The organism is Microbacterium sp., assembly GCF_040394595.1.
Classification (GTDB): Bacteria; Actinomycetota; Actinomycetes; order Actinomycetales; family Microbacteriaceae; genus Microbacterium.
The window spans coordinates 1-25,837 of record NZ_JBEBSA010000027.1 but is presented as its reverse complement, the minus strand read 5'-3'; the positions used below and the strand labels follow the sequence as shown (position 1 = coordinate 25,837).

Here is a 25,837-nt window from a genome sequence, read left to right as displayed (position 1 = left end):
ACCGCAACCCCAGACCCGGCCGACCCCCCGCGCACGACCGCAACCCCAGACCCGGCCGACCCCCCGCGCACGGTACCCGACGAGGAGGCAGACCGATGAAGGTGCCCTCGATGATCGCCGCCGAGCTGCGGCGGCTCACCGCTACCCCCATGGCCGTGGTCGCCCTGATCGCGCTGATGTGCGTCCCGATCCTCTACGGAGGCCTGTACCTCTGGGCGAACCAGGACCCCTACGGCAAGTTCGCGGAGGTCCCGGTCGCCCTGGTGGTCGACGACCACGGCGCGACCCTCAACGGCAAGGAGAAGAACTACGGCGAGGACGTCGCAAAGAACCTCCTCGAGGGCAAGGCCTTCGACTGGCGGGTGATGGATGCGAACGACGCGGTGCAGGCGCTCAAGGAGGGCTCGGTCGACTTCACCGTGACCATTCCCTCCACGTTCTCCGAGGCGCTGACCTCCGCCGCGGGTGAGGATCCCCACCGCGCGCAGATCGAGCTGGAGACGAACGACGCGAACAACTACCTCGCCTCGTCGATCGGCAGCCAGGCCGTGGAGAAGATCCGCGCCTCGGTCGCGAAGATGGTCGGCTCCCAGGCCGCCGAGACCCTGCTCACCGCGCTCAGCGACGTGCGGGGCAACCTCGGCGACGCCGCGAACGGCGCGACGAAGCTCGTCGACGGCGCGGCCTCCGCGGTCGACGGCTCCGGCAAGCTCGCCGCGGGCACCGCGCAGCTCGCCGACGGGACGGCGAAGCTCGCCGACGGTGCCGCGCGCCTGGCCTCCGGAGCCCAGCAGGTCAGCGGCGGTAACCGCCAGCTGGCCGACAAGGCCGACGCCGCGGCCTCCGCGGTGCAGCGGGCGACCGATGCGCTCCCGCAGGTGCGGAGCGCGATCGCCGACCGGCTCGCCCAGCAGGGCCTCACGCCGGCCGAGGTGAACGACGTGCTCACCGCCCTCGATCCCCTCGCCCAGCGCCTGCGCGAGGGCAACGCCTCGGTGCAGAGCGCCGCGCGGCAGGTCGACACGCTCGCCGCCGGCTCGGCGACCCTCGCCTCGAGCGCGCAGCAGCTGGCCGCCGGCGCCTCGTCCGCGGCATCCGGGGCCGCCTCCGCCCGGGACGGGGCGGGAACGCTCCGGAGCGGACTCGCCACTCTCCGCGACGGCACGGCGAAGCTGCGCGACGGTCTCGCCTCCGGGGTCGAGCGGATCCCGGCATCGACGGCCGACCTGCGGCAGAAGCAGTCCGACGTGATCGCCGACCCGGTGAAGGTGTCGAGCGAGAAGGTCGCCTCCGCCGAGCACTACGGTGCCGGCCTCGCACCGTTCTTCGCAGCGCTGGCCGCGTGGATCGGCATCTACGCGCTGTTCCTCATCGTCAAGCCGATCTCCCGCCGCGCCGTCACCGCGCTGCACTCTCCGATCCGGATCACCCTGGCGGGCTGGCTGACCCCGGCGATGTTCGGCGCCCTGCAGATGCTCGGACTTCTCGGGGTGCTCTCGATCGCCCTGGGCTTCACCTTCCACAACCCGGCGGGCACGCTCGGCGTGATGATGTTCGGCTCCGCGACGTTCGCCGCGATCATCCTCGCGCTCAACGTGTGGCTCGGATCGGTCGGGCAGTTCATCGGCCTCGTGCTGATGGTGCTGCAGCTCGTCACGGCGGGCGGCACCTTCCCCTGGCAGACCCTTCCGCAACCCCTCGGCGCGCTGCACCATGTACTGCCCCTCGGGTACGTCGTCGACGCGATGCGGCAGCTCATGTACGCCGGCGGCGACACGGGCAGGGCCTGGCTCGATCTCGCCGTGCTCGCCCTGTGGCTGCTCGGCGCGCTGCTGCTCGCGATGATCGGCGTGACGAGGATGACGCACAAACGCACGCTGCGCGACCTGCAGCCCAGCCTGATCGGGTGACGCCCGGTCGCGGATCTGGATAGGATTCGAGGACGCGGCCCCCGTAACGCGTACCTCGTTTCCTGGGACTCGGTCCCAGACCGCTTCACACGGGAGTCCCTGCTGATGACGTCAGATTCCACGAACACCGCCCCGCGCCCGTCGATCGCCGGCCGGATCGGGAAGATCGCCTTCATCGTGATCGCCGCGCTGCTGGTGATCGCGACCGCGGCGGCCTTCTTCCTCACCTGGACCATCCAGCGCTCCTTCCCGCAGACCTCGGGGGAGCTGACGGTGAAGGGGCTGAAGGCGCAGGTGTCGGTGCAGCGCGACGATCGCGGCATCCCGACGATCACCGCCGACTCGACGGACGACCTGTTCTTCACCGAGGGGTACGTGCACGCGCAGGACCGCTTCTTCGAGATGGACTTCCGGCGCCACGTCACCGCCGGGCGGGTGGCCGAGATGTTCGGCCCGTCGCAGGCGGGGACGGATGCGTTCCTGCGCACCCTGGGCTGGCGGAAGGTCGCCGAGGAGGAGGTCGCGAAGCTCGACGACACCACGCGCGGATACTACGAGGCCTACGCCAAGGGCGTGAACGCCTACCTCTCGGCGCACAAGGGCGCGGACCTGTCGCTCGAGTACGCGGTGCTGGGCCTCCAGAACCCCGGCTACGAGCCCGAGCCGTGGCAGCCCGCCGACTCGGTGGCGTGGCTGAAGGCCATGGCATGGGATCTCAGGACGAACGTCGAGGACGAGACCGACCGCGCGCTGCTCGCCGCGAAGCTCGACCCCGCGGTGTCCGCGCAGACGCTCGGATCGGTCTACCCGGGGTATCCGTTCGACCGGAACCCGGTCATCGTTCCGAAGATCACCCAGTTCTCGGTCACGGACGACACGAACGCCGCTCCGGCGTCCTTCACGGGCTCCTCGGGCGCGGAGGCCTCGCAGGCGCTCGCGACGGTCGAGTGGAAGCAGGCGTCGAACGTCGTCGAGGCGGCCAGCATGATGATCGGCGATGCCGGCGAGGGCATCGGATCGAACTCCTGGGTCGTCTCGGGCAAGCTCACCAAGAGCGGCAAGCCGCTGCTCGCGAACGACCCCCACCTCGGAGCGGCGCTCCCCTCCGTCTGGTACCAGGTGCAGCTGCGCTGCTCGACGGTGTCGGACGCCTGCCCGTTCGACGTGAGCGGATACTCCTTCTCCGGGCTCCCCGGCATCGTGATCGGGCACAACGCCAAGATCGCCTGGGGATTCACCAACCTCACCACCGATGTCACCGACCTTTACATTGAGAAGGTCGAGGGTGACAAGTATTGGCGCGACGGCGCCCTGGTGCCGCTCGACGTGCGCAAGGAGAAGATCAAGGTCGCCGGAGGCAAGGACATCGACCTCACGATCCGATCCACGGTGCACGGGCCGATCATCTCGGGGCTCACGGAGGACTTCACCGCGCTGGCGAAGAAGCCCGCGCTCGAGAACGGGAGGCTGACGTCCGGCGGATCGGTCGCCGACGGCCCGCAGCTGGGCGCGCCCGCGACCGGCGAATACGCGGTGAGCCTGCGCTGGACCGCGCTCGACCCGGGCACGACGGCGAGCGCGATCTTCGCGCTGTCGACGGCGAAGGACTTCGGGGAGTTCCGGCAGGCGGCGTCGCTCTTCGACGTCCCCGCGCAGAACCTCATCTACGCGGACACCGAGGGCAACATCGGCTATCAGGCCCCCGGCCGCCTGCCCATCCGCGGCGCCGGCGACGGATGGCTGCCGCAGCCGGGATGGCTGAGCGCCTACGACTGGGCGGGCTACATCCCCTTCGAGAAGCTGCCGGTGTCGTACAACCCCGCCGAGGGGTACATCGTCACCGCGAACAACGCGATCGTCGACGACCGGTATCCGTATTTCCTCTCGCGCGACTGGGACTACGGCTACCGGGCGGGGCGGATCGCGCACCTCATCGAGCGCGCCGCGGCGGCGGGCCCCCTGGTGGCCCAGGACCTGCGCGACATCCAGATGGACGACGAGATGTGGATCGGCAAGCAGCTCGCGATCGCGATGGAGAACGTGAAGGTCAAGGGTGACGGGCCGAAGGCGGCCGTCGAGCTGCTGCGCACGTGGGATGCGCAGAACAAGGCGGACTCGCCGGCCGCGGCCTACGCGAACGTGCTGTGGTCGAACCTCGCGAAGAACGTGTTCGCCGAGCGCGAGGTGCCGATGCCCCTCAGCGACCAGGGCCGGCTGTTCACCGTGGTCGGGAAGATGCTCGAGAACCCGGAGGATCCGCTCTGGGTCAACGACCGCATCGGCGTGAAGACGATGGACGAGATGCTGACGAAGTCGGCCGAGCAGGCGTACACCGAGCTCAGCGGCGTGCAGGGCTCCGACCCGGCCCGCTGGAACTGGGGCTCGCTGCACGCGATCACCCTCACGAGCTCGACGTTCGGGGAGTCCGGCATCGCCCCGATCGAGGCGCTGTTCAACCGCGGTCCGTATCCGGTGAGCGGCGGATCCTCGATCGTGAACGCGACCGGATGGATCCTCGGCGAGTCGTATGCGACGACCACCGTGCCGTCGATGCGGATGGTCATCGACCTCGCAGACTTCGACCAGTCGACGTGGATCCACCTCACGGGGGCCAGCGGCCACGCCTTCGACGAGCACTACACCGACCAGACGGAGGACTGGGCGGCGGGCGTGCAGCGTCCCTGGCCGTTCAGCACGAAGGCGGTGAAGGCGGCGACCGTCGACACGCTGTCCCTGAAGCCCGGGAAGTGAGCCGCGTTCAGCCGCCGCACGGCCGGATCGGATAGATTCGCGGCGTGCCGGAACGTCTGCTCGCGCCCGAAGGGGTCGCCTCCCGCGTCGAGGAATTCGCGTACGGCGGCGCCGCGCTGGTGGCGGAGGACTTCGGCTCCGGCGGCGGTCCGTTCGTGCTGCTGCACGGCATCGGGATGGGACGCAGCGTGTTCGCGCCGCTCGCCGAGCGGTTGACGGGCCAGGTGATCGGGATCGACCTCCCGGGCTTCGGCGAGGCTCCGGAACCGGTACGCACCCTGACCATGGAACGTCACGCCGATCTCGTCGCGGCCTTCCTCCGCGACCGCGGGATCGCCGGCGCCACGGTGATCGGTCACTCGATGGGCAGCCAGATCGCGGCCGAGCTGGCCGCCCGGCATCCGGACGCGGTCGCGCGCCTCGTGCTCGCGGGCCCGACCGTCGACGACGGTGCTCGACGCCCGGTGGTGCAGGCCCTGCGGCTGCTGTCCGACCTGCTCGGCGAGAAGCCCGAGGTGCTATGGCGCGGTGGACGGGAGTATCTGCGGGGCGGTCCGCACCTGCGCAGGAAGATCCGGGCAACGCTGGTGCACCGCCCGGAGGAGGCTTACCGCCGGATCGCCTGCCCGACGCTGGTGCTCCGCGGCGACCGGGATCCTCTCGCGCCGGCGTCCTGGTGCGAGAGGATCGTCTCCCTGATCCCCGATGCGACCTGCGTGGAGATCCCCGACCACGGCCACGGGACCCTCATCAGCGACGTGGCGCCCGCCGCCGACGCGATCCTGTCCTTCGCCCGCTGAGCCCCGTCCCCCACGCTTTTCGGTGCGCGATATGCCACCGGAAAGGGCCTCCCGGGATGCGCTTTCGCGCTCCGAGGCCCGGACGCGCCGCCGAAGGGGGTCGCGCCGCCGAAGGGGTCGCGCCGCCGAAGGGGGTCGCGCCGCCGAAGGGGTCGCGCCGCCGAAGGGGTCGCGCCGCGGGGCCTCCTGGGCTCAGAGGATGGGCGTCGCGATGATGGTGCACTGCGCAGAGGGCGCGACGCGTACCAGATCGAGGAAGTACGCCGTGGCCTCGTCACCGGAGTGCGTGCGGAATCCCGCACTCCCGAGGCGCGGCGTCCATCCCTCGGACCAGGTCACGCGCAGTGCGCCGCGCTCACCGCGGATCAGCACGCCCGATTCGGCCAGCTCGATCGGGAACAGCGAGACGAGCCGGTCGACGACCTCGATCGGCTCGTCGGCCGCGACGTCGTCGTCGATCGTCAGCGTCCCGTCGGCGAAGGCGAATGCGCGCGCCACCCGTCGCAGCCCGGGCCGGTCGTACGCCGAGGTCAGATCGAGCATCAGGCGACGGTCCTCGACGGACACGTCCTGCACGACGGCGGCAGCGGCGCGTCCGCGGTGCTGCCGCGTGCCGGCCACGATCGGCACACTGTGCCCCTGCGACCCGGCGGAGAGATTGTCGTACCGGGACTCGGGCAGGAAGTAGAACCCGTCGTAGAATCCCATCCCCAGCTCGCTCAGCAGGGGTTCCCCGTTCACGGCGAACACGAACGAGCCGAGATCGTTGTGATTGTGCGGCTCGTCGTTGTGCCCCGCCTTCGCCGCGAAGCCGATGTCGAGGGCCTCGCGCACCTCGCGGGCCACGAGCCATCCGGCGTCGGCGAACCAGTCGGCGGAGGATCCCGCGGCGGGCACCTCGTCGGAGAGGTCGCGGGCCCAGACGAACTGGCGGACCGTGGGCCCCCAGTTGTGATCCCATCTCTCCCCCGACCAGAGGTCGCGGGGCACCGCGTGGGACGGATCGCGGCCCTCGACGAGCGCCGCGAGCGCGGGGTTGACCGTGCCGTACGGCTCGGCGTCCGAGAAGGCGGCCACCGCCCGGCCGCCGAGCGTGACATCGCGGGGATAGCGTGCGATGGCGGCGAGCTTCTCACGATCGCGACCCGACCACAGGTCCGTTCCGGTTCGCTGGCGCAGCGCCTCGGCGTAGTACGCGAAGTGACCGAAGCCGTAGTCCCAGTAGTTCAGCCCCTCGACGCAGATCCCGTCGTCGCCGTAGCCCGCCAGCAGCGCGTCCATCGCCGCCGTGCACCGGTCGAGGATACCGACCAGCCCGTCGGTCTCCAGGTAGATGGCGGCGATGCCGACGCCCGCCGCGCACACGGCTGCCCAGTTCGTCTCGACCGTCTCCCAGAACCACGGACGGTCCCGGAACGGGGTGAGCACCCGCCTCTCGATCTCGCGATGCGCCCTGGCGACGACCAGCGGATGCAGCCGCTCGCCGAGGAGCACGATGGCCTCCGACAGCGCGAAGGCCGTCTCGGCGGAGAACAGGTCGATGATCTCGTCGTGCGGCACTTCGGGATGCGGGGAGGAGAGCTCCGGGATGTGCGCGGGCAGCGCCCACGTGTACTCGTCGCAGATCGCCCAGACGAGGTCTTCGACGGCTGCGATCGGCACCTCCTCGCTGAGCAGCGCCCCGATCACCGCGGCGTAGAGCCGACGGCGGATGCCGAAGTAGACACCGCTGTGCTCGGTGCGGTCGCCGTCCACGTCGTATCGCTGGTGCACCCGGAACCCCGGGGAGAGGATCGGCGTGCCGGCCTCGGCACGCGCACGGTCGATGACCTCCTGCGCCCGCGCGGCGATCCGACGGTTGCGGATGGGCTCACGCCACCGTCGCGGGTCGCGGCCGTCGGCGAACACGGCGTCGAGAGACCCGCCGTCCAGGGTGGTCTGCGTCATCAGGATGCTCCGATCATCACGGTGTGAATGTATGGCCATGGCTGTGGGAACGGGACGATCCCGCCGGCAGGCGGGAGGGGGCCAGCAGTTCCAGCTGGCGCAGGTCGACACGGGCGTCCAGCGCGGTGATCCGCACCGCCTCGACCACGACCTCCGAACGCAGCTCGAACGGTCGGGTCTGCACGTCCCAGCGGAACGCTTCTCCGTGACGCTCGTCGAGCAGCACCCACTCACCTCCGACGAGCCCCTCCAGGCGCCAGCCGGCCTCCCCGGCAGCACCGATCGTCACGGTGTACAGCGCACCTGCGACGGGTTCTGTCACGGCGGTCGAGACGCTCTCGCCCGGTGAGAGCACGATCCCCGTGTCCGAGGAGTCGTCGAAGGCGATGCCTGCCGACGCCGGCAGCCTGTCCGTCAGCCGCTCCGGCAGGCTGCCGGGAGCCGACATCGAGAACGGACCCTCCTCCGCCCAGGCCACGGGCTCCGGTCCGAGGTCGATCTCGATCGTGACACCGCGTCGCAGCATCCCGATCGGGATCGACGCGCGCCGCCAGGCCTCGCCGTCGACGCGCACGGCTTGGATGTGCACGTTCCGGTGGGTGAGCGCCGGCGCGGAGACGACCGTGCGTCCGCCGCCGACCGGGCGGAGCTCGGCGCGGGAGACCGACGGCGAGGTGATCAGGTACTCCCCGGACCCCGGGGTGAGCGGGTACAGTCCCACGCTCGCGAACAGATGCCAGGCGGCCATCTCGCCATTGTCCTCGTCGCCGGGGAACCCCTGGCCGATCTCGGAGCCGAGGAACATGCGCCGCACGCTCTCCCGCACGACCGCATCGGCCTTGTGGGGTGCGCGGGTGAACGCGTACATGAACGGGATGTGGTGCGCCGGCTGGTTCGAGAGGCCGTACATGCCCATCCGGAGATCCCGCGCCTCGGTCATCTCGTGGATGATCCGCCCATAGTCGCCCTGCACGTCGGCGGTCCCGGTCTCCGGCGTGGCGAAGTACGCGTCGAGGGCGGCCTCCAGCGCGTCCGGCCCGCCGAGCAGCGTGGCGAGCCCGTTGCCGTCGTGCGGCACGCTGAAGCGCATGCCCCAGGCGTTCGTCTCCGTGTAGTCGCCGCCCCAGACCGCGGGGTCGAAGTCCGCGCGAAACCGCCCATCGCCGTCCCGTCCGACGAAGAACCCGCGGTCGCTGTCGAACAGCGCGAGGTACGACGCGGCCCGTGAGGCGAAGTACCGCGCCCCGGCGGTGAACTCCTCGTGCCTCGGATGCTGCGCATCGGCCGCCAACCGCCTCGCCAGCACGGCGATGCCGAAGTCGTTGACCGCACCCTCCAGGGTCCAGCTGAGCCCCTCCGGCGTCGCGGTCGACACGTAGCCGCGGAAGAACCCCGTGGCGCTCTCGGCGCGTCCCACCTCGGAGCGGAAGGAGCGCGTGGTCGCGTTGCGCAGGGCGGAATCGTAGGCCTCCTCGAGCGCAGCGATCACGACTCCCGCGGCGACGGCGTCCGCGATCACGATGTCGCTGCTCGTGCCGACCATCGCATCGGCCGGCCCCGGCGCCGACCACCGCTCCATCCAGCCTGCCGCCCGGTAGTGCTCCAGGAACCCGTCCAGCAGAGCGACCGCCCGCTCCGGCATCAGCAGGGAGTAGGCCGGCCAGACCGTGCGATAGGTGTCCCAGAAGCCGTTGTTCACGTAGGAGCGCCCCGGACGCACCGCGCATCCGGTGCTCCCCTCGCCGTGCGCGGTCGTCGGGGCGTTCGCGACGTCGGCGTGCACCCACCGCGCGGCGTCCGCCGAGCCCGCGTTCTCGCTCGCGTCGTTGGGGTACAGGAACATCCGGTACAGGTCCGAGGCGATCTCGGCCCGCTGCGCGGGAGTGCCCTCGACGGTCACCAGCTCGAGCAGCGGCTTCCACCGTTCGCGGTTCGCCGCCGCGATCTCGTCGAATCCGCGTGCGAAGGAGGCCTCCTGCGCGAGCGTCGCCCTGGCCTGATCGATCCCGAGGAAGGAGGTCGCGATGCGCACCTCGACCGGGCCGGGGCCTTCGACGCCCACCGAGGCGGAGACCCGCTCACGCCCGGGCGCGGTGCCCGCCCTCACCGCGGACAACGGACGGTCGACGGCGATCGCGAAGTACATCCTCGGGGCCTGCGCAGCCGCGGGGCGATGGAAGGAGTCGGTCCAGCCGGTGAAGGGCACCCGCCGATCATCGGGGTGGTGCACGAGCCGGCCGTCGTCGTCGAGCTGATCGATCACGAAACCGCCGCCGGCGGGCAGCGCGAATCTCGCGACGAGCACACGATCGGTCGCGGACAGCTCCGCCCGGATGCCACCGGCGAGCTCCGCCGTCCAGAGGTGGGGAGCCGCGTGCTCCGCGTCATGCGTGAAGGCGAGCGCGCGCTCCGCGCGATCGCCGGATGCCGCCGCGCCCCGCGCCGTCGGCATGATCTGCACCACACCGCGGTCACCCATCCACGGGCTCGGCGCGTGCGAGGTGGCGAGCGCCTGGAGCTCGGGTGCGGAACCGGAGCGGTAGACGTAGGGCCAGGAGTGCGACCCGGCATCGGTGACGGGGATCGCGAAGGTGAAGCCGTGCGGCACCGAGACCGCGGGGATCGTGTTGCCCCTCGACGCGTGTTCCGCGGAGTGGGTGCCGCGGCGCGTGTCGACGAGGTCGACCGGGGATCGTGGCGCCGAGGGGGCCTCCCGGTCGATGCGGACGTCGCTGACCCACCCTCCGGCTCCGGCGGCGGTTCCCTCCCCGGCCCCGGCCGAGAAGGCGCGCAGCCCGATGCCGGTGATGCGCCGTCCCGCGATCGGATCGAGGTCGATCCGACGGAAGTTCCACTGGTCGCAGGTGAGGGCTCGGGACGACCACTGCCCTTCGACGTCCGCGGCATACCCCGCCTGGTCGACGAGGTCCCTCGCGATCGATCCGTCGTCGAGCTGCAGCTCCACGGCGACGGCCGTCGCCGCGAAGGCGGAGCCTCGGCGCACCTCGGCGGCGCCGCCCTGCAGCTCGGGGAAGACGGAGTAGCTGAGCACGTGGCCCCGCTCGACCTCGATGTCGACTTCTCGCAGCGGCACGGTGACCATGCCATCGGCATCCGCGTCCGACAGCCGGTATCGGACGGCCCCGGCGTCCGTCAGGCCGCGCGCGGGGGAGGCGGCGGGAGCCCCGGGCTCGCCGTCGATGATCGCTTCCTGCATCGTCAGCCCTTGATCGCCCCGGACTGGCCGGCGCTGCGCAGGAACTGCCGCTGGAAGACCAGGAACAGCACGATCGGGATGATCACCGAGATGAACATGCCCGCCATGAGCAGACTGATCTCCGCGCTCGAGGAGACCTTGTAGAGACCGACCGACAGCGGCTGCAGCTTCGGATCCGGCAGCACGAGCAGCGGCCACATGAACTCCTTCCAGGCGCCGACCAGGGTAAGCAGCGACACCACGCCGATGATCGGCTTCGACATCGGCAGCACGATCCGCCGGAAGACGGTCATCGCTCCGGCGCCGTCGACCTTCGCCGCCTCGAACACCTCGCTGGGCAGCTGCGCGAAGAAGTTGCGCATGAGCAGCACGTTGAACGCATGCGCGGAGGCCGGCAGCCACACCGCCCAGTACGTGTTGACGAGGTTCACCTGGATCAACGGCAGGCTGAGGACCGTCAAGTACAGCGAGACGAGGGAGATCACACCGGGGATGAAGAGGGTCGCGAGGACGGCCCCCTCGAGGAACTTCGCGTACTTCGGACGCAGGATCGCGAGCACGTAGCCGCCGGTGAGGGCGACGAGCAGTCCGAAGAACCAGTTCCCGCCCGCGACCCACACCGTGTTGAGGAGGTACTGGCCGATGTCGATGCGGGTCCAGGCCTCGGCGAGGTTCTCCCACTGGATGCCGCTCGGCCAGAGCGCGAACGGCTGCGACACGGTGTCGTTCGTGGTGGACACGGCCGACTTGGCGAGCCACAGCACGGGCCCGACGGCGATGACCGCGAGGAACGCCAGCACGATGACCGCGAGGGCCGTGAGCGTGAGCCGGGTGCGCGGGCGGGCGCGCTCGGCGGCGGACAGCAGCGTGCGCTCGGCGAGCGCCGCCTCGCGGTCATGCCGGGCCTGCCTCCGTGCTTCGCGGCGGCGACTCTGCGCGCTCGGCGCCTCGGGGGCGAGGACGACCGCTCTGGTGTCGCTCATCACTTGGCCCACTTCCTGGTCAGCCACAGATACACGGCGGAAAGCAGGCACAGGAACACCGCGAGCATGAGGCTCAGCGCCGTGGCCTTGCCGTAGTCGCTGGAGATGAACGCATACCGGAAGATCAGCATCAGGATCGTGGTGGTGGAGTTGTCCGGTCCGCCGCCGGTCATGACGTACGGCTCGGTGAAGACCTGGAACGTGCCGATCACCTGCAACAGGAGCATGAACAGGATGACCGTGCGCAGCTGCGGCAGGGTGATGTGCCAGAACCGGCGCAGGACCCGTGCTCCGTCGACCTCGGCGGCCTCGTACAGCTCCGGGGGAACCGCCATGAGCGCCGCCAGGTAGATGATCACGGTGCCGCCGAACCCGGCCCAGGTGGCCTGCACGACGATGGACGGCATCGCCATGAGGGAGTTCTGCAGCCATGGCAGCGGATCGAGCCCCAGCCATCCGAGCACCGTGTTGAACAGGCCGTTCGACGAGGGGTTGTAGAACTGCTTCCACAGCAGCACCGAGACGACCGGCGGCAGGATGACCGGGATGTAGGCGAAGACGCTCGCGATCGTCCTGGTGCGGCGCAGCTCGGCGATGAAGACCGCGAGCAGCACCGGGAGGGGGAAGCCGATGATCATCGCGAGCACGGTGTACCAGACCGTGTTGAGCACGGCGGTGCCGAGCAGGGGGTCGGCGAGCACGCGCGCGAAGTTGTCGAGCCCCACCCATTCGGCCGGGCCGACGAAGTTGGTCTTCTGCACGCTGAGCAGCAGGCTGCGCAGGATCGGCCACCAGCCGAACACGCCGAAGGAGACGATCATCGGCAGGGCGAACAGCAGCATCCCCGGCCCGCCCTTGCGCACCCACCTCCGGAACCGGTTGCGGTGCCTGGGCGCCGCCGCGGCGGTCGCCGGCACCGCGTCCCCGATCTCCATCGGACGCGTCTCACCGGTCAAGGTCATCATCCCTCCTTCGGTCGTGGGCGGGGCGGGCGCGAGCGCCCGCCCCGCGATCGTTCCTGTGTACGGCGCCTACTGCGCCTGGTCGATCAGCGCCTGCGACGCGGCGTTCGCCTGCTTCAGGGTCGACGGGATGTCCGTGCCCTTTTCGGTGAGCACCTTCTGCACGGCGGAGTCGAGCAGCGCGTAGGTCTCCTGCGCGGCCGTCAGCGGCTCCGGCACGATCTTGAGCCGCGAGAGGCTGTCGAAGTACGGGGCGAACTGCTTCTGGTCGACGTCGACGTAGTCCGAGATCCAGCCGAGATAGGTGTCGTACTGCTCCTGGTTGAACACGGGGAGCATCGGCGCGCCGACGGGCTGCCCCTCCTCCGACCTGGCCTTCGCGGTCTTCACGGCGAAGTCCTTGTCGGTGTAGGACCGCAGATACGTGAACTTGATCCACTCGACCGCCGCCTCCGCCTGCGCCTTCGTGGCCTTCGGGGATACGATCTGGATCGTTCCGCCACCGAGCGTGCCCAGACCGGCTTCGGACTGCGGGAGCCCCGTGATTCCGAGGTCTGCGCCCTTCATGCCCCGGTTGCCGACGAGGTCGTTGTAGACGTCGGCGCCGAGGACCGTCTGCCCCACCTGGCCCGCGGCGACCGCGGAGCGCATGTCGTCCTGGGTCATCAGGAAGTTCGATCCGGCGGCGTCGTCGTTCCAGCGCACGTCGTGCAGGAACTGGAGCGCGGCCTGCGGTCCCTTGCTGTCGACCTTCGCCTCGTCGCCCTTCTCGTTCTGGATGAGGCTGCCGAACCCGTAGCTCATTCCGGTGAGCAGCCAGCCACCGGAGTTCTGCGTCGTGGCGAGGGAGAAGCCGGTCTGCCCTGTCGCCTTGGTGATCGCCTCGGCGTTGGCCGCCACTTCGTCCCAGGTCTTCGGGGGCGTGTCCGGGTCGAGACCGGCCTTCTCGTACAGCGCCCGGTTGTAGACGAGCCCGAGCGTGTAGGCGGCGCTGACGATGCCGTAGGTCTTGTCGCCGGTCTTCGCCTGGGCCTGCACGTCGGGGTTGAGCTCGGCGAGAGTCTTGTCCCCCTCGACAAGCGAGGAGATGTCGTATGCCAGGCCGTTCGCAGCGAGCTGGCGGATGTTCGTGTAGGGCACGTTCATCTGGATCGGCAGGGTGCCTCCGGCGACGAGGGCGGAGAACGTGGTCGGATCCCAGGTGGTCTCCGAGGGCTCGATGGTGATGTCCGGGTGCTCGGACTCGAACAGCTTGATGCGGTCGTCCCAGATCTTCCGGCTGTCGGGCTTGTCGCTGGGCGGGTAGCCGGCGACGGTGATGGTGACCTTCTCGCCGGGCGAGCCTTCGTCGGCGGTGTCGGTCGAACAGGCGGTCAGTGCGACCGCCGCGATGCCGACGGCCGTCAGGCCGGCGGCGATGCGCGTGGCGTGCTGCAACATGGATACTCCTTCGTACGAGTCGCGAGGGGGATGGCCAGGCGGATGCGAAAGTTGGGAAAACGCTTGACCTGATTCAGAATGCACATCGTTTCTTCTCTTGTCAACCAGGCTCATGTAGGGAGATACCTGCTCCCCAGATCAGCGTGGGAAACCGGTAGACTTGTCCGCGACACCGGAGCTCGGGAGGACGCATGGCGCGCAAGGCGACCACACTGGCGGACGTGGCGGCTGCCGCGGGGGTATCGCTCTCGACGGCATCCAAGGTGCTCAACGGCACCGGGCGGGCCTCCGAGGAGACCAGGGCGCGGGTGCGCGAGACCGCCGAACGCCTGGACTTCCGCCCCAACGCGCTGGCCCGCTCCTTCGCCAGCGGGCAGAGCGAGCTCGTGGGCATCCTCATCGAGGACGCCTCGGAGATCTTCTCGAGCATGGTGCTGCGCGGCGCCGAACGACGGCTCGCCGCCGCCGGCCTCGCGACGCTCATCCTGGACGCCCAGGAGGATCGCCGCCTGCGCAGCCAGCAGGTGCGCGCCCTCGACGCCAGGCGCGTCGACGCCGTCCTCGTGATCGGCTCGGGGCCCGACTACCCCTACCCGTCGATCACCCATGAGATCTCCTGCCCCGTCGCCTACGCGTTCTGCACCTCGGACGCCGCCACCGATCGCGCCTTCCTCCCGGACGACCGCGCGGCCGGCCGCATCGCGGCCGAGCATCTGCTCTCGCTCGGGCGCACGAAGATCGCGCACATCACCGAGGGCAGCGAGTACGGCTCCGCCGAGCGCTCCCGCGGTTTCCTCGAGGCTCTGGCCGAAGCCGGGCTGCAGCCCGCGACCGGGGCCCCTCTCGCCGGGGACTGGTCCAAGGAGTGGGGCTTCCGCGCCGCGACGGAGCTGCTCGACGGCGACACCGAGATCGACGCGATCTTCTGCGCCAACGACCCGATCGCGTACGGCGCGTTCGCCGCGCTCCGGTCCCGCGGCGTCCGCGTCCCCGAGGACGTGGCGCTGATGGGACACGACCACTTCCTGCAGGAGCCGAAGTGGCGCCGGAGCGAGTTCCTCACCACGATCGACCCCGACCTGACCGGACTCGGGAGCACGGCGGCCGAGTTCCTCATCGATCCGTCCACGGCCGCCGACACCGGGACCAGCACGATCACCCCGACGCTGTACGTCGGGCGCACCACGGTGAGCCCCGCGGGGGACGCCCCTCGCAGCAGCACGGACGACGTGCTCGCGGTGATCGACCACCTGCTCTGAGCCCGCATGATCTGATCAAACGCTTTCGCATCTTCTTCCATTGCCCCTTGCTTAACGCTCTGGAGCGCTGCTAGCGTCAGTGCTCGTCATCTGGGAAACCGTTGGATCAGTTGATTCCGGGGCCCCGGGCCGCGTCACGTACGAGGGAGTACACATGGAACACCATCCGCCGAGCCACCCCGGGACGCGCAGCCGCTGGACCGCGCTGCTGGGGATCGCCGCCGTCGCCGCATCACTCCTCACCCCGCTGTCGGCGACCGCCGGCACCGCCGAGTCCGACACCTTCTCCTCGTGGAAGGCGTACATCAACGGCGGCGCCGACGTCACCAGCACCGCCGACACCGCGACCGTCCACAGCGGCTCCGCATCGCTGAAGCTCGTCGACACCACGCCCAAGGCCGCGAACGTCTACGGCGGCCTGCTCCAGACCGTCCCTGTGACGCCTTCCACCACCTACGAGTTCTCGGCGTGGGTGAAGGCGCAGAGCGTCCCGACGACGGGCACCATGCAGTTCGTGCTGAGCCCCGACTGGACCGTCCGACAGACCTTCCCCGGCGGCACCTACGACTGGACCCGGACGACGTGGACCTACACGACGACGGACACCCAGACCGCCATCAACTACCGCATCATCCAGCAGAACACCGGCACCTACTGGGTCGACGACCTGTCCATCGTCAAGCAGGGCACGACCGAGAACCTGGTCCTCAACGGGGGCTTCGAGCAGTACACCTCCGCCCCGGCGGAGACCGACCCGACCCTGTCGGTGACGACCCCGGTGATGCTCTTCGACGACGCCGGCGCGGACATCAAGGTCGCCAGCAACCGGGCCTCCGTGCAGTGGACGCTGTCGGACGCCGCCGGCACCACACTCGACTCCGGCGACGCCCCCACCACAGGGGGTACCGCGACGCTCGGCTTCACGGGTCTGGGCAACGGGTACTACGACCTGGAGCTCTCCGTCGACGGCGGCGCGCTCACGCGCACCACCTCCTTCGCCGTCCTCGGCGACCGCGACGACACGTTCGACACCGCGTTCGCCGTCTCGGACCATCTGCAGACCAAGGTCGGGCAGGCGGACGTGTTCGGCAAGCTCGGCGCCGCGAGCGCGCGCTTCGACCTCAGCTGGTCCAGCGTCGAGCAGGCCAAGGGCCAGTACACCTTCGACGCCGCCCGCGACGCGAAGATCCAGGCGATCATCGACCAGGGCACCCGCCCGCTGCTGATCCTCGACTACCGGAACAAGTTCTACGACGGAAACCTCACCCCGTCGACGCCGGAGGGCATCGCGGGGTTCGCCGCCTACGCGTCCGCCGTCGCGGCGCACTACGGGGCCACGGTCGACTACGAGGTCTACAACGAGTACAACATCGGCTTCAACGACGGCCTGTGCGGTCGCACGGCCGACTGCTACATCCAGCTGCTCAAGCCGACCTACACCGCCATCAAGGCGGCCGCGCCCGGTGCCACCGTCATCGGACCGGCCCTCGCCGGGATCGACCTGCCCTGGTACACACGCCTGTTCGAGCTCGGCGGGCTGGACTACCTCGACGCCGTCTCGGTGCACACCTACGACTATCCGAACGCGCCCGAGGGCCGCAGCGAGAAGAAGCAGGCCCAGCTGGCGCAGCTGATCCGCGACTACAACGATGGCAAGGACAAGCCGCTGTGGATGACGGAGTTCGGCTGGTCGACGGCGACCGGGATCAACACCGACGCCGAGCAGGCGAAGTATCTCGTGCGAGGGTCTGTCCTGCTGCAGGCCGCCGGGACCGACCGGATGTTCGTGTACGACCTGGTCGAGGACGGCACCGACGATGCAAGCCGAGAGCATCGGTTCGGGATGCTCCGCAACGGAGGCGACGGGCTGACGTCGCTCGCGCCGAAGCGGGGCTATGTCGCCTATGCGGTGCTGAGCAGGATGCTGGACGGCCTGACGTATGTCGGTCCCGGTGACACCGAGACCGGGACATACGCGTACGAGTACACGGGCGGCGCCGGTCCGACCTGGGTGCTGTGGTCCCCGACGGGGCGCACCGCGCACGTGCATGCCGACCACGACATCACCGTGACGTCGATGTACGGTGCGAGCACCACCTACACCCCGGAGAACGGCGTTGTCGAGCTCACCCTCGGCGACCAGCCGGTGTACGTCTCGGGCGGCGGGGTCACCTCGGTGACCTCGCCGCTCGCGGCGAGCTTCTCCGCCGCGACGCCGAGCGTCGTCTCCCTCGCCGAGGGCTTCGGCGTCACGGTGAGCGTCGACAACACCGCCCGCCCGCATGCGTCGACCGACGTCGTCACCTTCCGCACCGCGTCGACGCAGGTGCGGGTTCCCTCCCGGCCGGGCAAGCTGACGTCGGCCACCCTCGCAGTGCCGGCGTTCGATGCCGTCGGCGACACGAAGATCGGAATCGACGTCGAGCGATCCGGTTCCCCCGTCGCGCACATCGATGCACCGGTGAAGGTCGTCGACAATCAGGCGACGGTGACGGCGAAGCCGCGCTTCGCCGTCAAGACCGGCACAGCGCAGCTGATCGTGACCGTCGAGAACCGCAGCGCCCAGACCCCGCTCGTGATCGACGACCTGGCCTGGAAGGCGGGCGACCTGAACGGAGGCACATCGGATAGCGTGACCATCGCTCCCGGCTCCACCGAGCAGCTGACCTTCGACGTCAAGGGCTACACGGAGTGGACGCCGTACGACTACTCGACCACGGTGTCGTTCTCGGACGGCGTGGTGCGCACGGTCACCGGCCGGACGACCTTCGCTCCCGTCGCACCGGAGGGATCGGAGCACACCGTCGCCGACCTGGACCGCACCGGGACATTCGTCCAGCTCTCCAACGAGACCGAGCCGTCCGTCGGCGGCACCATGTGGGTCGGCCGCACCGGGGACGGCATCGTGCTGCACGCGGTCATCACCGACCCCGCGCACGACCCGGCGGGCGCGGCGTCCCAGCTCTACAACGGCGACTCCATCCAGATCTCGTTCGCCCCGGGCATGCCCGAGCAGAACGGCCCGCGGGTCGAGTACGGTGTTGCGCTGCTGGCCTCCGGCGTCGGAACGTACCGGTTCTCCTCACCGGCCGCTCCCGTCGACCTCCCCGGCACGAAGGTCGTACGCGACGATGCCGCGGGGACCACGACCTACACCGTGCCGCTGACCTGGGCGCAGATCGGCGTCGCCGCGGCATCCGACGGGTTCTCCTACTCGTTCCTCGTGAACGATGCGGCGGGCGGCGTGCGCATGGGCTACGTCGAATGGGGTTCCGGGATCGGGAAGACCAAGGACGTCACCCAGCATCTGCCCCTCATGTTCGCGGATGCCGCGATCCCCGAGGTTCCGGCACCGACCTCCGTCGAGGTGGCCGGCGGTGGGACCGTCGCCGCCGGTGGCGAGCTCGCCCTGACCGCCACCGTCGCCCCCTCGGCCGCGGCTCAGGACGTGACCTGGACGTCGTCCGATCCCGCCGTCGCGACGGTCGACGCCGCCGGCGCGGTGCACGCCGTCCACGAAGGAAGCGTCATGATCACGGCGACGACGACGGCGGACCCGAAGGTCGCAGCGACCCACAGGCTGCGCGTACTGCCGCCTGTCTGGACCGCGGTGAGCTACTCCGCCGGCGCCCGGGTCAGCCGCGACGGCGCCGTGTACGTCGCGCAGTGGGCGGCGGGCGCCAAGGAGGTGCCCGGTGCGAAGGACGACGGAGCGTGGGCCGAGGAAGGCGCGCCGACCTCCTGCGCCGCGGGAGACGGCGCCGCCTGGACGACCTCCGGCATCTACTCGGCCGGTGCCGCCGTCGTCCACGCCGGGCATCGCTGGACGGCCCGGTGGTGGACCCGCGGGGACGAGCCGGGCACCGGCGACCCGTGGAAGGACGCCGGCGTCTGCTGACGCCGGCGCGGCGCACCGGAGAGGACGACGGACACGTGAGGGAACCGAGGACATGAACGAGCTGACCGCCGCGCAGATCTCCGCGTCCGTCGCCGCGGGCGACGCCGCCTACGACCCGGACTGGGATCTGGTCCTGGTGCCGGCGCCCCACAATCCGATCCACACCAGGATCATCAGCGGCGAGGCGCACTTCGTCCGCGATGGCATGTATTACGCGCTCGCGCTGTTCGAAGCCGGCCGGAAGAGCCGCGGCGAGCGCGTGATGAACGCCGTGCTTCGGCTGCAGGACGCCGATCCGGACAGCGCGACCTACGGCGTCTGGCCGTACTGGGCGGAGGAGCCGCTCAGCGAGATGTCGCCCCCGGACTGGAACTGGGCGGACTTCATCGGCGAGCTCATCGCGCTCGTGCTCTACCGCCATGGCGCCACGCTGACGCCGGAGATCGCCGAAGCCGCCCGAGCGGGGCTGCGCAGGGCGGCGGAGTCGATCATCCGCCGCGACGTCGACATCGACTACACGAACGTCGCATCGAAGGGCGCGTTCGTGCTGCTCGCCGCCGGCGAGCTGTTGGCCGATGAACGGCTCGCACAGCGGGCCAGGAGTCATCTCGACCGTCTGCACGCGCGGCTGCAGGAGGGACGCACGTTCGCGGAGTACAACTCCCCCACCTATTGGCACGTGGTGCTGCAGGCCGTGACGGAGATCCGCCAGTATGCAGGCGACGTGGGCGCAGCGGCGCAGGCTACGGCGCTCGAGCGGCTGGCCTGGGAGCACTTCCTCGCCCGCTGGCATCCCGGCACCGGGCGGCTGTCCGGCCCGATGGCGCGCTGCTACGACACGGACATCCGCCGCGACAAGGGGATCCTGCGCCCGCAGGGGGTGCGCATGATCCTGCAGCGAGTCGACCCCGAGCACTGGACGATCGCCGCCCCGTCCGACATCCAGCCCGCACTCGGCCTCGCGCACGATGCGGTGATCGAGTACCGCATCCCCGACGATCTCCTCCCCCGCCTGTCCGCCACCCCCGACGGGACGACGGTCGAGACGTTCTCGCAGGTCCATCACCTCGACGAGGAGTTCGCCGGGGTCTCCGCCGCGGACGTCCGCGGACGCGAGGCCGTCACGCTCCCCGCCGTCGGCACGACCTGGTTCGACGGTCCCCGCACGCTCGGGACGATCGCGCACAGCGACACCTGGATGCAACGGCGCCCGCTCCTCGGATTCTGGGCGGAGCCGGGGGACGATCCGCTCGATCTCTTGACGCCGATGCGCTCGGTGACCGCGGAGGTCATCCGTGATGACCATGCCTTCTCGTCGGGCGTCTTCAGCTCCGCGCAGCGCGACGGGACGGCGCTGTGGAGCTTCGGGCTGGCGTGCCCGGGCGGCGATGAGCACATCCACCTCGACGGCATCCGTCCCGGGGAGTCGCGCACGACGACACGACTACTCGTTCGCTTCGCGTTCGCGGGCGTCGACAGCGCCGCGGCGGTGCTGGTCGACGGGATCCCGCTGGCGGCGGGAGCCCGCACCGAGGGCCGCACCGTGGCTGTGCGGACGCCCGCCGTGCAGTGGGACTGGGCACTCGCTGCGGCGGGCTTCCGAGAGCGGAGGCCCGCCGCACGGGTGACGCGCGCGGCCGACGGCACGGTCGTGATCGAGGTGGTGTGGCTCGAACTCGAGACGCCCGAGAAGCTCGTCCTCAGCGAGCTCGGGACCGCTTTCGCCGCGGGCTCCCTGCGCATGTCGGCGTCCGGAGCCGCGCCCGGCCCGGAGGCGACCGCCACGAGGAGCGGGGACACGATCCGGCTCACGCTCGGCGATCTCGCCCTCTCCGCGAGGACGGCCGTCGGCACCCATCGCGATCACGCGCTCGCGCGTCGCATCCGCTGACCGCGGCGCCGAGATCGCTCGGCGCGCCCTCAGGCCCCGGGGACGATCGCCCCGTGCCGGCGCAGCAGCGCCCGCAGGTCGTCGAGCGGCACCTCGTCGATCGCCGCTCCCCGCGCGGCGGCGATCGCCGCGGCGGCGCCGGCCGCCTGTCCCGTCGCCATGGAGCTCGCCTGCACGCGATAGGCGGAGTTCGCCTCCTGGTCGCCGGCGACGCAGCGCCCCGCGACGACGATGTTCCGGTTCTCCCTCGGGATCATCGCCGACAGCGGGATGGTCGCGACCCTGCCCTCAGCGAGGTAGGTCTTCGCGACGCCGTTGCCGTCCGGGCGGTGGATGTCGATCGGGTAGTAGCTGAAGCACACCGCGTCATCCCAGATCTCCCCGCTGAGGTAGTCCGCCCCGGTGAGCCTGCGGATGCCGTCGATCGTGCAGGTCTCACGGATGCCGACCTCGGTCGCCCCGTACGACACGGTGAGATCGGCGAGACCCGGCAGGGGCTTGAGGAAGCGGAAGATGCGCAGCAGCGCCGAGCGACCGGCGGACTCCGCCTCGGTGCGGCCGACCGAGGTCGAACCGTCGATCCCCGTGAGATGGATGGCGTTGTCGCCCCACTTCCGCAGGAAGGGCTCCAGCACGCGACCGTGCGCGCCGAAATCGCTGGGCAGGATGCGGCCCTCGGCGATCGCGCGGTCGAACTCCTCGTTCAAGACGTCGTAGTCGAGCGCATCGGGGTCGTATCCGGCGAGCAGGATCGCCATGGTGCCCGGCTGCTTGGCGTCGTTCCGCAGGCGCGTGAGACCGGCGAGGCCGACGGCGTCCGCGTCGCCGGAGCAGTCCACGACCCGCGTGGCCCTCAGCCGGCGCAGACCGTCCTTGCCTGCAAGGGTGGCATCCCAGCCGCCGTCGCTCCAGCGGAGACCGGCGAGCATCGTGTGCAGATGCAGCTCCGCGCCGGAGGCCGCGACGGTCTCGCTCTGGATCGCCGCGTAGAGCGGAGCGTTCACGCGCAGTTGCAGCCGCCAGTGCGGGAGGTCGGTGCGGGAGAAGTCGGGCAGTTCCGCGCCTTCGAGCTCCATGGTGGCGCGCACCATCTCCCAGCCGATCCCCGCGATGACCTGTTCTCCCCAGGCGTGGAACAGACCCGGGAAGTTGATGCCGGCGGTGGTCGTCGTGCCGCCCAGCATCCCGTTCTTCTCGATCAGGACCGTGCGGGCGCCCGCCCGCGCGGCCTGCACGGCCGCGCTGACCCCGGCGGGTCCGCCGCCCACGACGAGCACATCGGCATCAGGGATTGAAACGTGCGAATCAGCCACGGGACAACTCTATGCCTCCCGTTGGGAAACCGCTATCCCACCTTTCTTCGGTGCGCGATATGCCACCGGAAACGGCCTCCCGGGATGCATTTTCGCGCTCCGATGCCCGGAAAGACCGCCGGTCAGCCGGCGCCGGGAGGGGTGCGCTTGGAGTCGGCGTACTCGTCGACCACCATCGAGCGCTCGTGCACGCTGCCGTTGCGGTACGCCTGCCGCCCGACCATGTGCGCCGAGAGCGGAGCGGTCGCGAACTGCATGAGCACCACCGGCGCCACCAGCAGCAGCCCGAGCAGGGTCCCCTCCACGCTGCGCTGGGAGAGCGCGATCGCGATGCAGATCAGCAGCAGCCCGAGCACCTGCGGCTTGGTCGCGGCATGCAGTCGCGTCGGGACGTCGCGCAGCCGCAGCAGACCGATCGCCGCGGACAGGCAGAGCAGCGCGCCGCAGAGCACGAGCACCACGACCACGATGTCGATCGCGGCATCGGGGATCACCACATCGAGGACCTTCATGATGCGTTCCCGTCCCTGCGAGCGACGTATCTGGCGACGGCGATCGTGCCGAAGACGCCGATCATCGCGATGACCAGCAGCACCGGGATGTTGCGGGTGTGCCCGTTGATCGCCATCTCGGCGCCCAGCACGCACATCACCTCGGTGAGCAGCACGTCGCTCGCGACCGCGCGATCGAGGATCGAGGGGCCGCGCACGATGCGGATCACCGTGAGGATCGCGGCGATCCCGAAGATCACCATGATGATCGTCAGCAGCACGTTCATCGTCCGGACTCCTTCCCGGCGTCCGCCTCGGCGCGCTCGTCGTCCCGCAGGGCACGATACTGCGCGGGGCTGCCGAGCGCCCGCACGATCCGGCGCTCCCAGCGCAGCACCTCGGCCCGCACCTCCTCGACGTCGTCCATGTCGCGCACGCCGATCACATGCAGATAGAGGATGCCGCGGTCGCGGTCGGCCTCCACCACCAGCGATCCGGGGATGAGCGACGAGGTGACGGCGACGTGCGTCATCACGAGGTCGTCGGCGTAGCGGAGCGGCACCGCGATGATCGCCGCGCCCGGCTGCCTGCGGAAGTCGAGCACCTGAACGGTCACGCTGAGCGCGCCGAGCAGCACCGCCCAGAGGAACTGCACCACGAACAGGAAGGCGTACCAGAGGTTGACGCGTCCGGAGAGCTCGACCGTCGGCAGGCGGAAGACGCGGGTGACGAACACCGCCACGAGCAAGCCGGTCACGAAGGCGAGCGGGGTGAACTGGTGCCAGAGCAGCATCCAGAGCACCACCAGCCAGGCGAGGAAGGGCAGCTGCGTCCAGATGTCGCGGAGGATGCTGCGGGGCGTCGCGTCGGGGCTCATCCGTCGGCCTCGCTCTCCAGCTGCACGAGGTTCACGGGCTGGAGGAGACCGTGACCGATCCGGTCGCACAGAGCGTAGAGCGGGCCGGCGAAGACGGTCAGCGCCAGAGTCACGGCCACCATCCCGCCGGTCGCGATCGTCATGATCGCCGGGATGCGGCGGGTCTCCTGCTGCTCGTCGGCGGCGGGGGCGTTGCCCAGGTACCCGACACGCCCCTCGATCTCGGCGGCGTCGTCCTCCTCGCGCCAGAAGGCGAGGTTCCACGCGCGCATGAGGGCGTACAGCGTGAGGAGGGAGGTGAGGATGCCGCCGCCGATCAGCACGATCATCAGCGGCGTGCCCACCTGCGCGGCCGCCTCGAACAGCCCCATCTTGCCGATGAATCCCGAGAACGGCGGGAGACCGCCGAGGTTGATCGCCGGCACGAAGTACAGCACCGCGAGCAGGGGCGCCGCCTTCATCAGCCCCTTCACCCGCAGGATGGAGGTGCTTCCGGCCTTCCGCTCGATCAGCCCCACCGCGAGGAAGAGGGTCGTCTGCACCACGATGTGGTGGACGATGTAGTACACGGTTGCCCCGACACCCGCCGGCGTCGCGATCGCGAGGCCGAAGATCATGTAGCCGACGTGACTCACCAGGGTGAACGAGAGGATCCTCTTGAGCTCGGCCTGCGCGACCGCGCCGAGCACCCCCACGATCATGGTCGCGAGTGCCACGATGAGCAGCAGCGTGTCGATGCTGTTCTGCGCGAACAGCTGGGTCTCGGTGCGGATCAGCGCGTAGACGCCGACCTTGGTGAGCAGGCCCGCGAAGACCGCGGTGACCGGCGCGGGCGCGGTCGGGTAGGAGTCGGGCAGCCAGAACGACACCGGGAAGATCGCGGCCTTGATGCCGAACGCGATCACGAGCATCAGATGCAGCACGAGCTGCGTCTCCTGCGGCAGCTGGGCCACGCGCTCCGCGATCTGCGCCATGTTCACGGTTCCGACCGCGCCGTAGATCATCGCGATGGCGGCGAGGAAGAGGATCGACGACACCAGTGAGACGACGATGTACACCGACCCCGTGCGGATGCGGGACTCGGTGCTGCCGAGCGTGATCAGCACGTAGGAGGCGACGAGCAGGATCTCGAACCCGACGTAGAGGTTGAAGAGGTCACCCGCGATGAACGCGTTGAAGATGCCCGCGGCGAGGATGAGGTACGACGGGTTGAAGATCGAGATCGGCGTCTCCTCGACGCCGTCGGCGGCGCCCTGGCCGATCGAGAAGAGCAGCACGGCGAGCAGCACGATGCTGGAGATCAGCACCAGCAGGGCCGCGAACCTGTCGACGTAGAGCACGATGCCGAACGGCATCGGCCATCCGCCCACCGAGACCGCGAAGGGCTTGTCCGCGTCGACGACGACGAGCAGGATCGCGGCGATCACCGAGACGGATGCCAGCGTGCCGGCCGACACGAGCATCTGCAGCCTGGGGCTGCGCCCGAAGACGAGCGTGATGGCGGCGCCGAGCAGCGGGAGGGCGACGATCAGCGGGACGAGCGTGCTCATGCGCGTCCTCCCTCGTCCGGACCGTCGGGGCCTCCGGCGTCCTCGCCGGACGGCGCGGAGCCGGCGGGGAGGGACGACGCGGAGGAGCTCAGCGGCCTGTCGACCGGGGCGTCGTCGTGGATCGCAGGGTTGTCGCGCATGTGGAGCACGGTGATCGGTGCGGTCTGCACACCGACGAAGTCGGTGGTGGCGTCCTCGTCGGCGGTGTCCGTCTCGTCGTCCATCACGTCCTCGTCGGCGACCGCGCGCTCGCGCAGCGCGATGTCCTCTTCGTCGTCCGCGACGATGTCGGCCTGACCCAGCTGCCACGAACGGTAGATCAGGGCGAGCAGGAAGGCGGAGACGGCGAAGGTGATCACGATCGCGGTGAGGGTGAGCGCCTGCGGCAGGGGATCGCTGAGGTCGCCCTCCTCGCCGAAGAACGGCGCCGTGCCCGGCCGGCCCATCACGATCAGCAGCAGCAGGTTGGTCGCGTTGCCCAGCAGCAGGAAGCCGATGAGCACGCGGGTGAGGCTGCGCTCGAGCATCGCGTAGACGCCGCAGGCGAA

The 25,837-nt window shown here is 70.1% G+C and carries 17 protein-coding genes; 6 read left to right on the top strand and 11 right to left on the bottom strand.

All coding sequences use genetic code 11. The features are described 5' to 3' along the window. The first annotated feature begins 95 nt into the window (after nt 1-95). The 3 genes from ABWO84_RS15475 to ABWO84_RS15465 all read left to right on the top strand — a co-directional run bounded on the left by ABWO84_RS15475 (nt 96) and on the right by ABWO84_RS15465 (nt 5,461). Complete coding sequence (locus ABWO84_RS15475; protein ID WP_353116168.1) at nt 96-1,910, top strand: YhgE/Pip family protein; 1,815 nt, start codon at nt 96-98, stop codon at nt 1,908-1,910. Nucleotides 1,911-2,015: 105 nt separating this feature from the next. Then, on the top strand, nt 2,016-4,661 hold the full coding sequence (locus tag ABWO84_RS15470) for a penicillin acylase family protein (protein ID WP_353116166.1): 2,646 nt from the start codon (nt 2,016-2,018) through the stop codon (nt 4,659-4,661). A 44-nt stretch (nt 4,662-4,705) separates the two neighbouring features. Beyond that, nucleotides 4,706-5,461: an alpha/beta fold hydrolase gene (locus tag ABWO84_RS15465; protein WP_353116164.1), complete on the top strand. Its 756-nt coding sequence runs from the start codon at nt 4,706-4,708 to the stop codon at nt 5,459-5,461. Nucleotides 5,462-5,653: 192 nt separating this feature from the next. On the opposite strand, the gene ABWO84_RS15460 is transcribed toward ABWO84_RS15465, so the two are convergent. From ABWO84_RS15460 to ABWO84_RS15440, 5 genes are all read right to left on the bottom strand, one after another. Then, complete coding sequence (locus ABWO84_RS15460) at nt 5,654-7,408, bottom strand: heparinase II/III domain-containing protein (RefSeq protein WP_353116162.1); 1,755 nt, start codon at nt 7,406-7,408, stop codon at nt 5,654-5,656. Between the two features lie 16 nt (nt 7,409-7,424). After that, nucleotides 7,425-10,625 carry a GH92 family glycosyl hydrolase gene (locus ABWO84_RS15455; protein ID WP_353116160.1) on the bottom strand — a complete coding sequence of 1,067 codons (3,201 nt, stop codon included), beginning with the start codon at nt 10,623-10,625 and terminating at the stop codon, nt 7,425-7,427. 2 nt (nt 10,626-10,627) lie between these two features. Further along, entirely contained in the window at nt 10,628-11,608 is a 981-nt protein-coding gene (locus tag ABWO84_RS15450) for a carbohydrate ABC transporter permease (protein WP_353116158.1), read from the bottom strand. Beyond that, nucleotides 11,608-12,570, bottom strand: coding sequence for a carbohydrate ABC transporter permease (locus ABWO84_RS15445; RefSeq protein WP_353116156.1), 963 nt, complete (start codon nt 12,568-12,570; stop codon nt 11,608-11,610). The genes ABWO84_RS15450 and ABWO84_RS15445 overlap by 1 nt, the downstream gene beginning before the upstream one ends. Before the next feature lie 69 nt (nt 12,571-12,639). Beyond that, nucleotides 12,640-14,010, bottom strand: a complete 1,371-nt coding sequence (locus ABWO84_RS15440) for an ABC transporter substrate-binding protein (RefSeq protein WP_353116154.1) — start codon at nt 14,008-14,010, stop codon at nt 12,640-12,642. A 191-nt stretch (nt 14,011-14,201) separates the two neighbouring features. Between ABWO84_RS15440 and ABWO84_RS15435 the strand changes: the two genes are divergently transcribed. From ABWO84_RS15435 to ABWO84_RS15425, 3 genes are all read left to right on the top strand, one after another. Then, on the top strand, nt 14,202-15,269 hold the full coding sequence (locus ABWO84_RS15435; protein ID WP_353116152.1) for a LacI family DNA-binding transcriptional regulator: 1,068 nt from the start codon (nt 14,202-14,204) through the stop codon (nt 15,267-15,269). A 154-nt stretch (nt 15,270-15,423) separates the two neighbouring features. Next, nucleotides 15,424-19,167, top strand: a complete 3,744-nt coding sequence (locus tag ABWO84_RS15430) for an Ig-like domain-containing protein (RefSeq protein ID WP_353116150.1) — start codon at nt 15,424-15,426, stop codon at nt 19,165-19,167. A gap of 52 nt (nt 19,168-19,219) precedes the next feature. Further along, nucleotides 19,220-21,058, top strand: coding sequence for a DUF8769 domain-containing protein (locus ABWO84_RS15425; protein ID WP_353116148.1), 1,839 nt, complete (start codon nt 19,220-19,222; stop codon nt 21,056-21,058). A gap of 29 nt (nt 21,059-21,087) precedes the next feature. On the opposite strand, the gene ABWO84_RS15420 is transcribed toward ABWO84_RS15425, so the two are convergent. From ABWO84_RS15420 to ABWO84_RS15395, 6 genes are all read right to left on the bottom strand, one after another. Next, nucleotides 21,088-22,371 (bottom strand): FAD-dependent oxidoreductase, encoded by a 1,284-nt coding sequence (locus ABWO84_RS15420; protein WP_353116146.1) that lies wholly within the window; start codon nt 22,369-22,371, stop codon nt 21,088-21,090. Nucleotides 22,372-22,493: 122 nt separating this feature from the next. Continuing rightward, nucleotides 22,494-22,883 (bottom strand): monovalent cation/H(+) antiporter subunit G, encoded by a 390-nt coding sequence (gene mnhG, locus ABWO84_RS15415; RefSeq protein WP_353116144.1) that lies wholly within the window; start codon nt 22,881-22,883, stop codon nt 22,494-22,496. Continuing rightward, nucleotides 22,880-23,149 carry an MrpF/PhaF family protein gene (locus tag ABWO84_RS15410; protein ID WP_353116142.1) on the bottom strand — a complete coding sequence of 90 codons (270 nt, stop codon included), beginning with the start codon at nt 23,147-23,149 and terminating at the stop codon, nt 22,880-22,882. The genes mnhG and ABWO84_RS15410 overlap by 4 nt, the downstream gene beginning before the upstream one ends. Next, nucleotides 23,146-23,739, bottom strand: a complete 594-nt coding sequence (locus ABWO84_RS15405) for a Na+/H+ antiporter subunit E (RefSeq protein WP_353116140.1) — start codon at nt 23,737-23,739, stop codon at nt 23,146-23,148. Before ABWO84_RS15405 ends, ABWO84_RS15410 begins: the two co-directional genes overlap by 4 nt. Continuing rightward, nucleotides 23,736-25,289 carry a Na+/H+ antiporter subunit D gene (locus ABWO84_RS15400; protein ID WP_353116138.1) on the bottom strand — a complete coding sequence of 518 codons (1,554 nt, stop codon included), beginning with the start codon at nt 25,287-25,289 and terminating at the stop codon, nt 23,736-23,738. The genes ABWO84_RS15405 and ABWO84_RS15400 overlap by 4 nt, the downstream gene beginning before the upstream one ends. Next, the coding region (locus ABWO84_RS15395) for an NADH-quinone oxidoreductase subunit K (RefSeq protein WP_353116136.1) at nt 25,286-25,837 on the bottom strand (552 nt) is incomplete at its 5' end. The genes ABWO84_RS15400 and ABWO84_RS15395, both read right to left, overlap by 4 nt.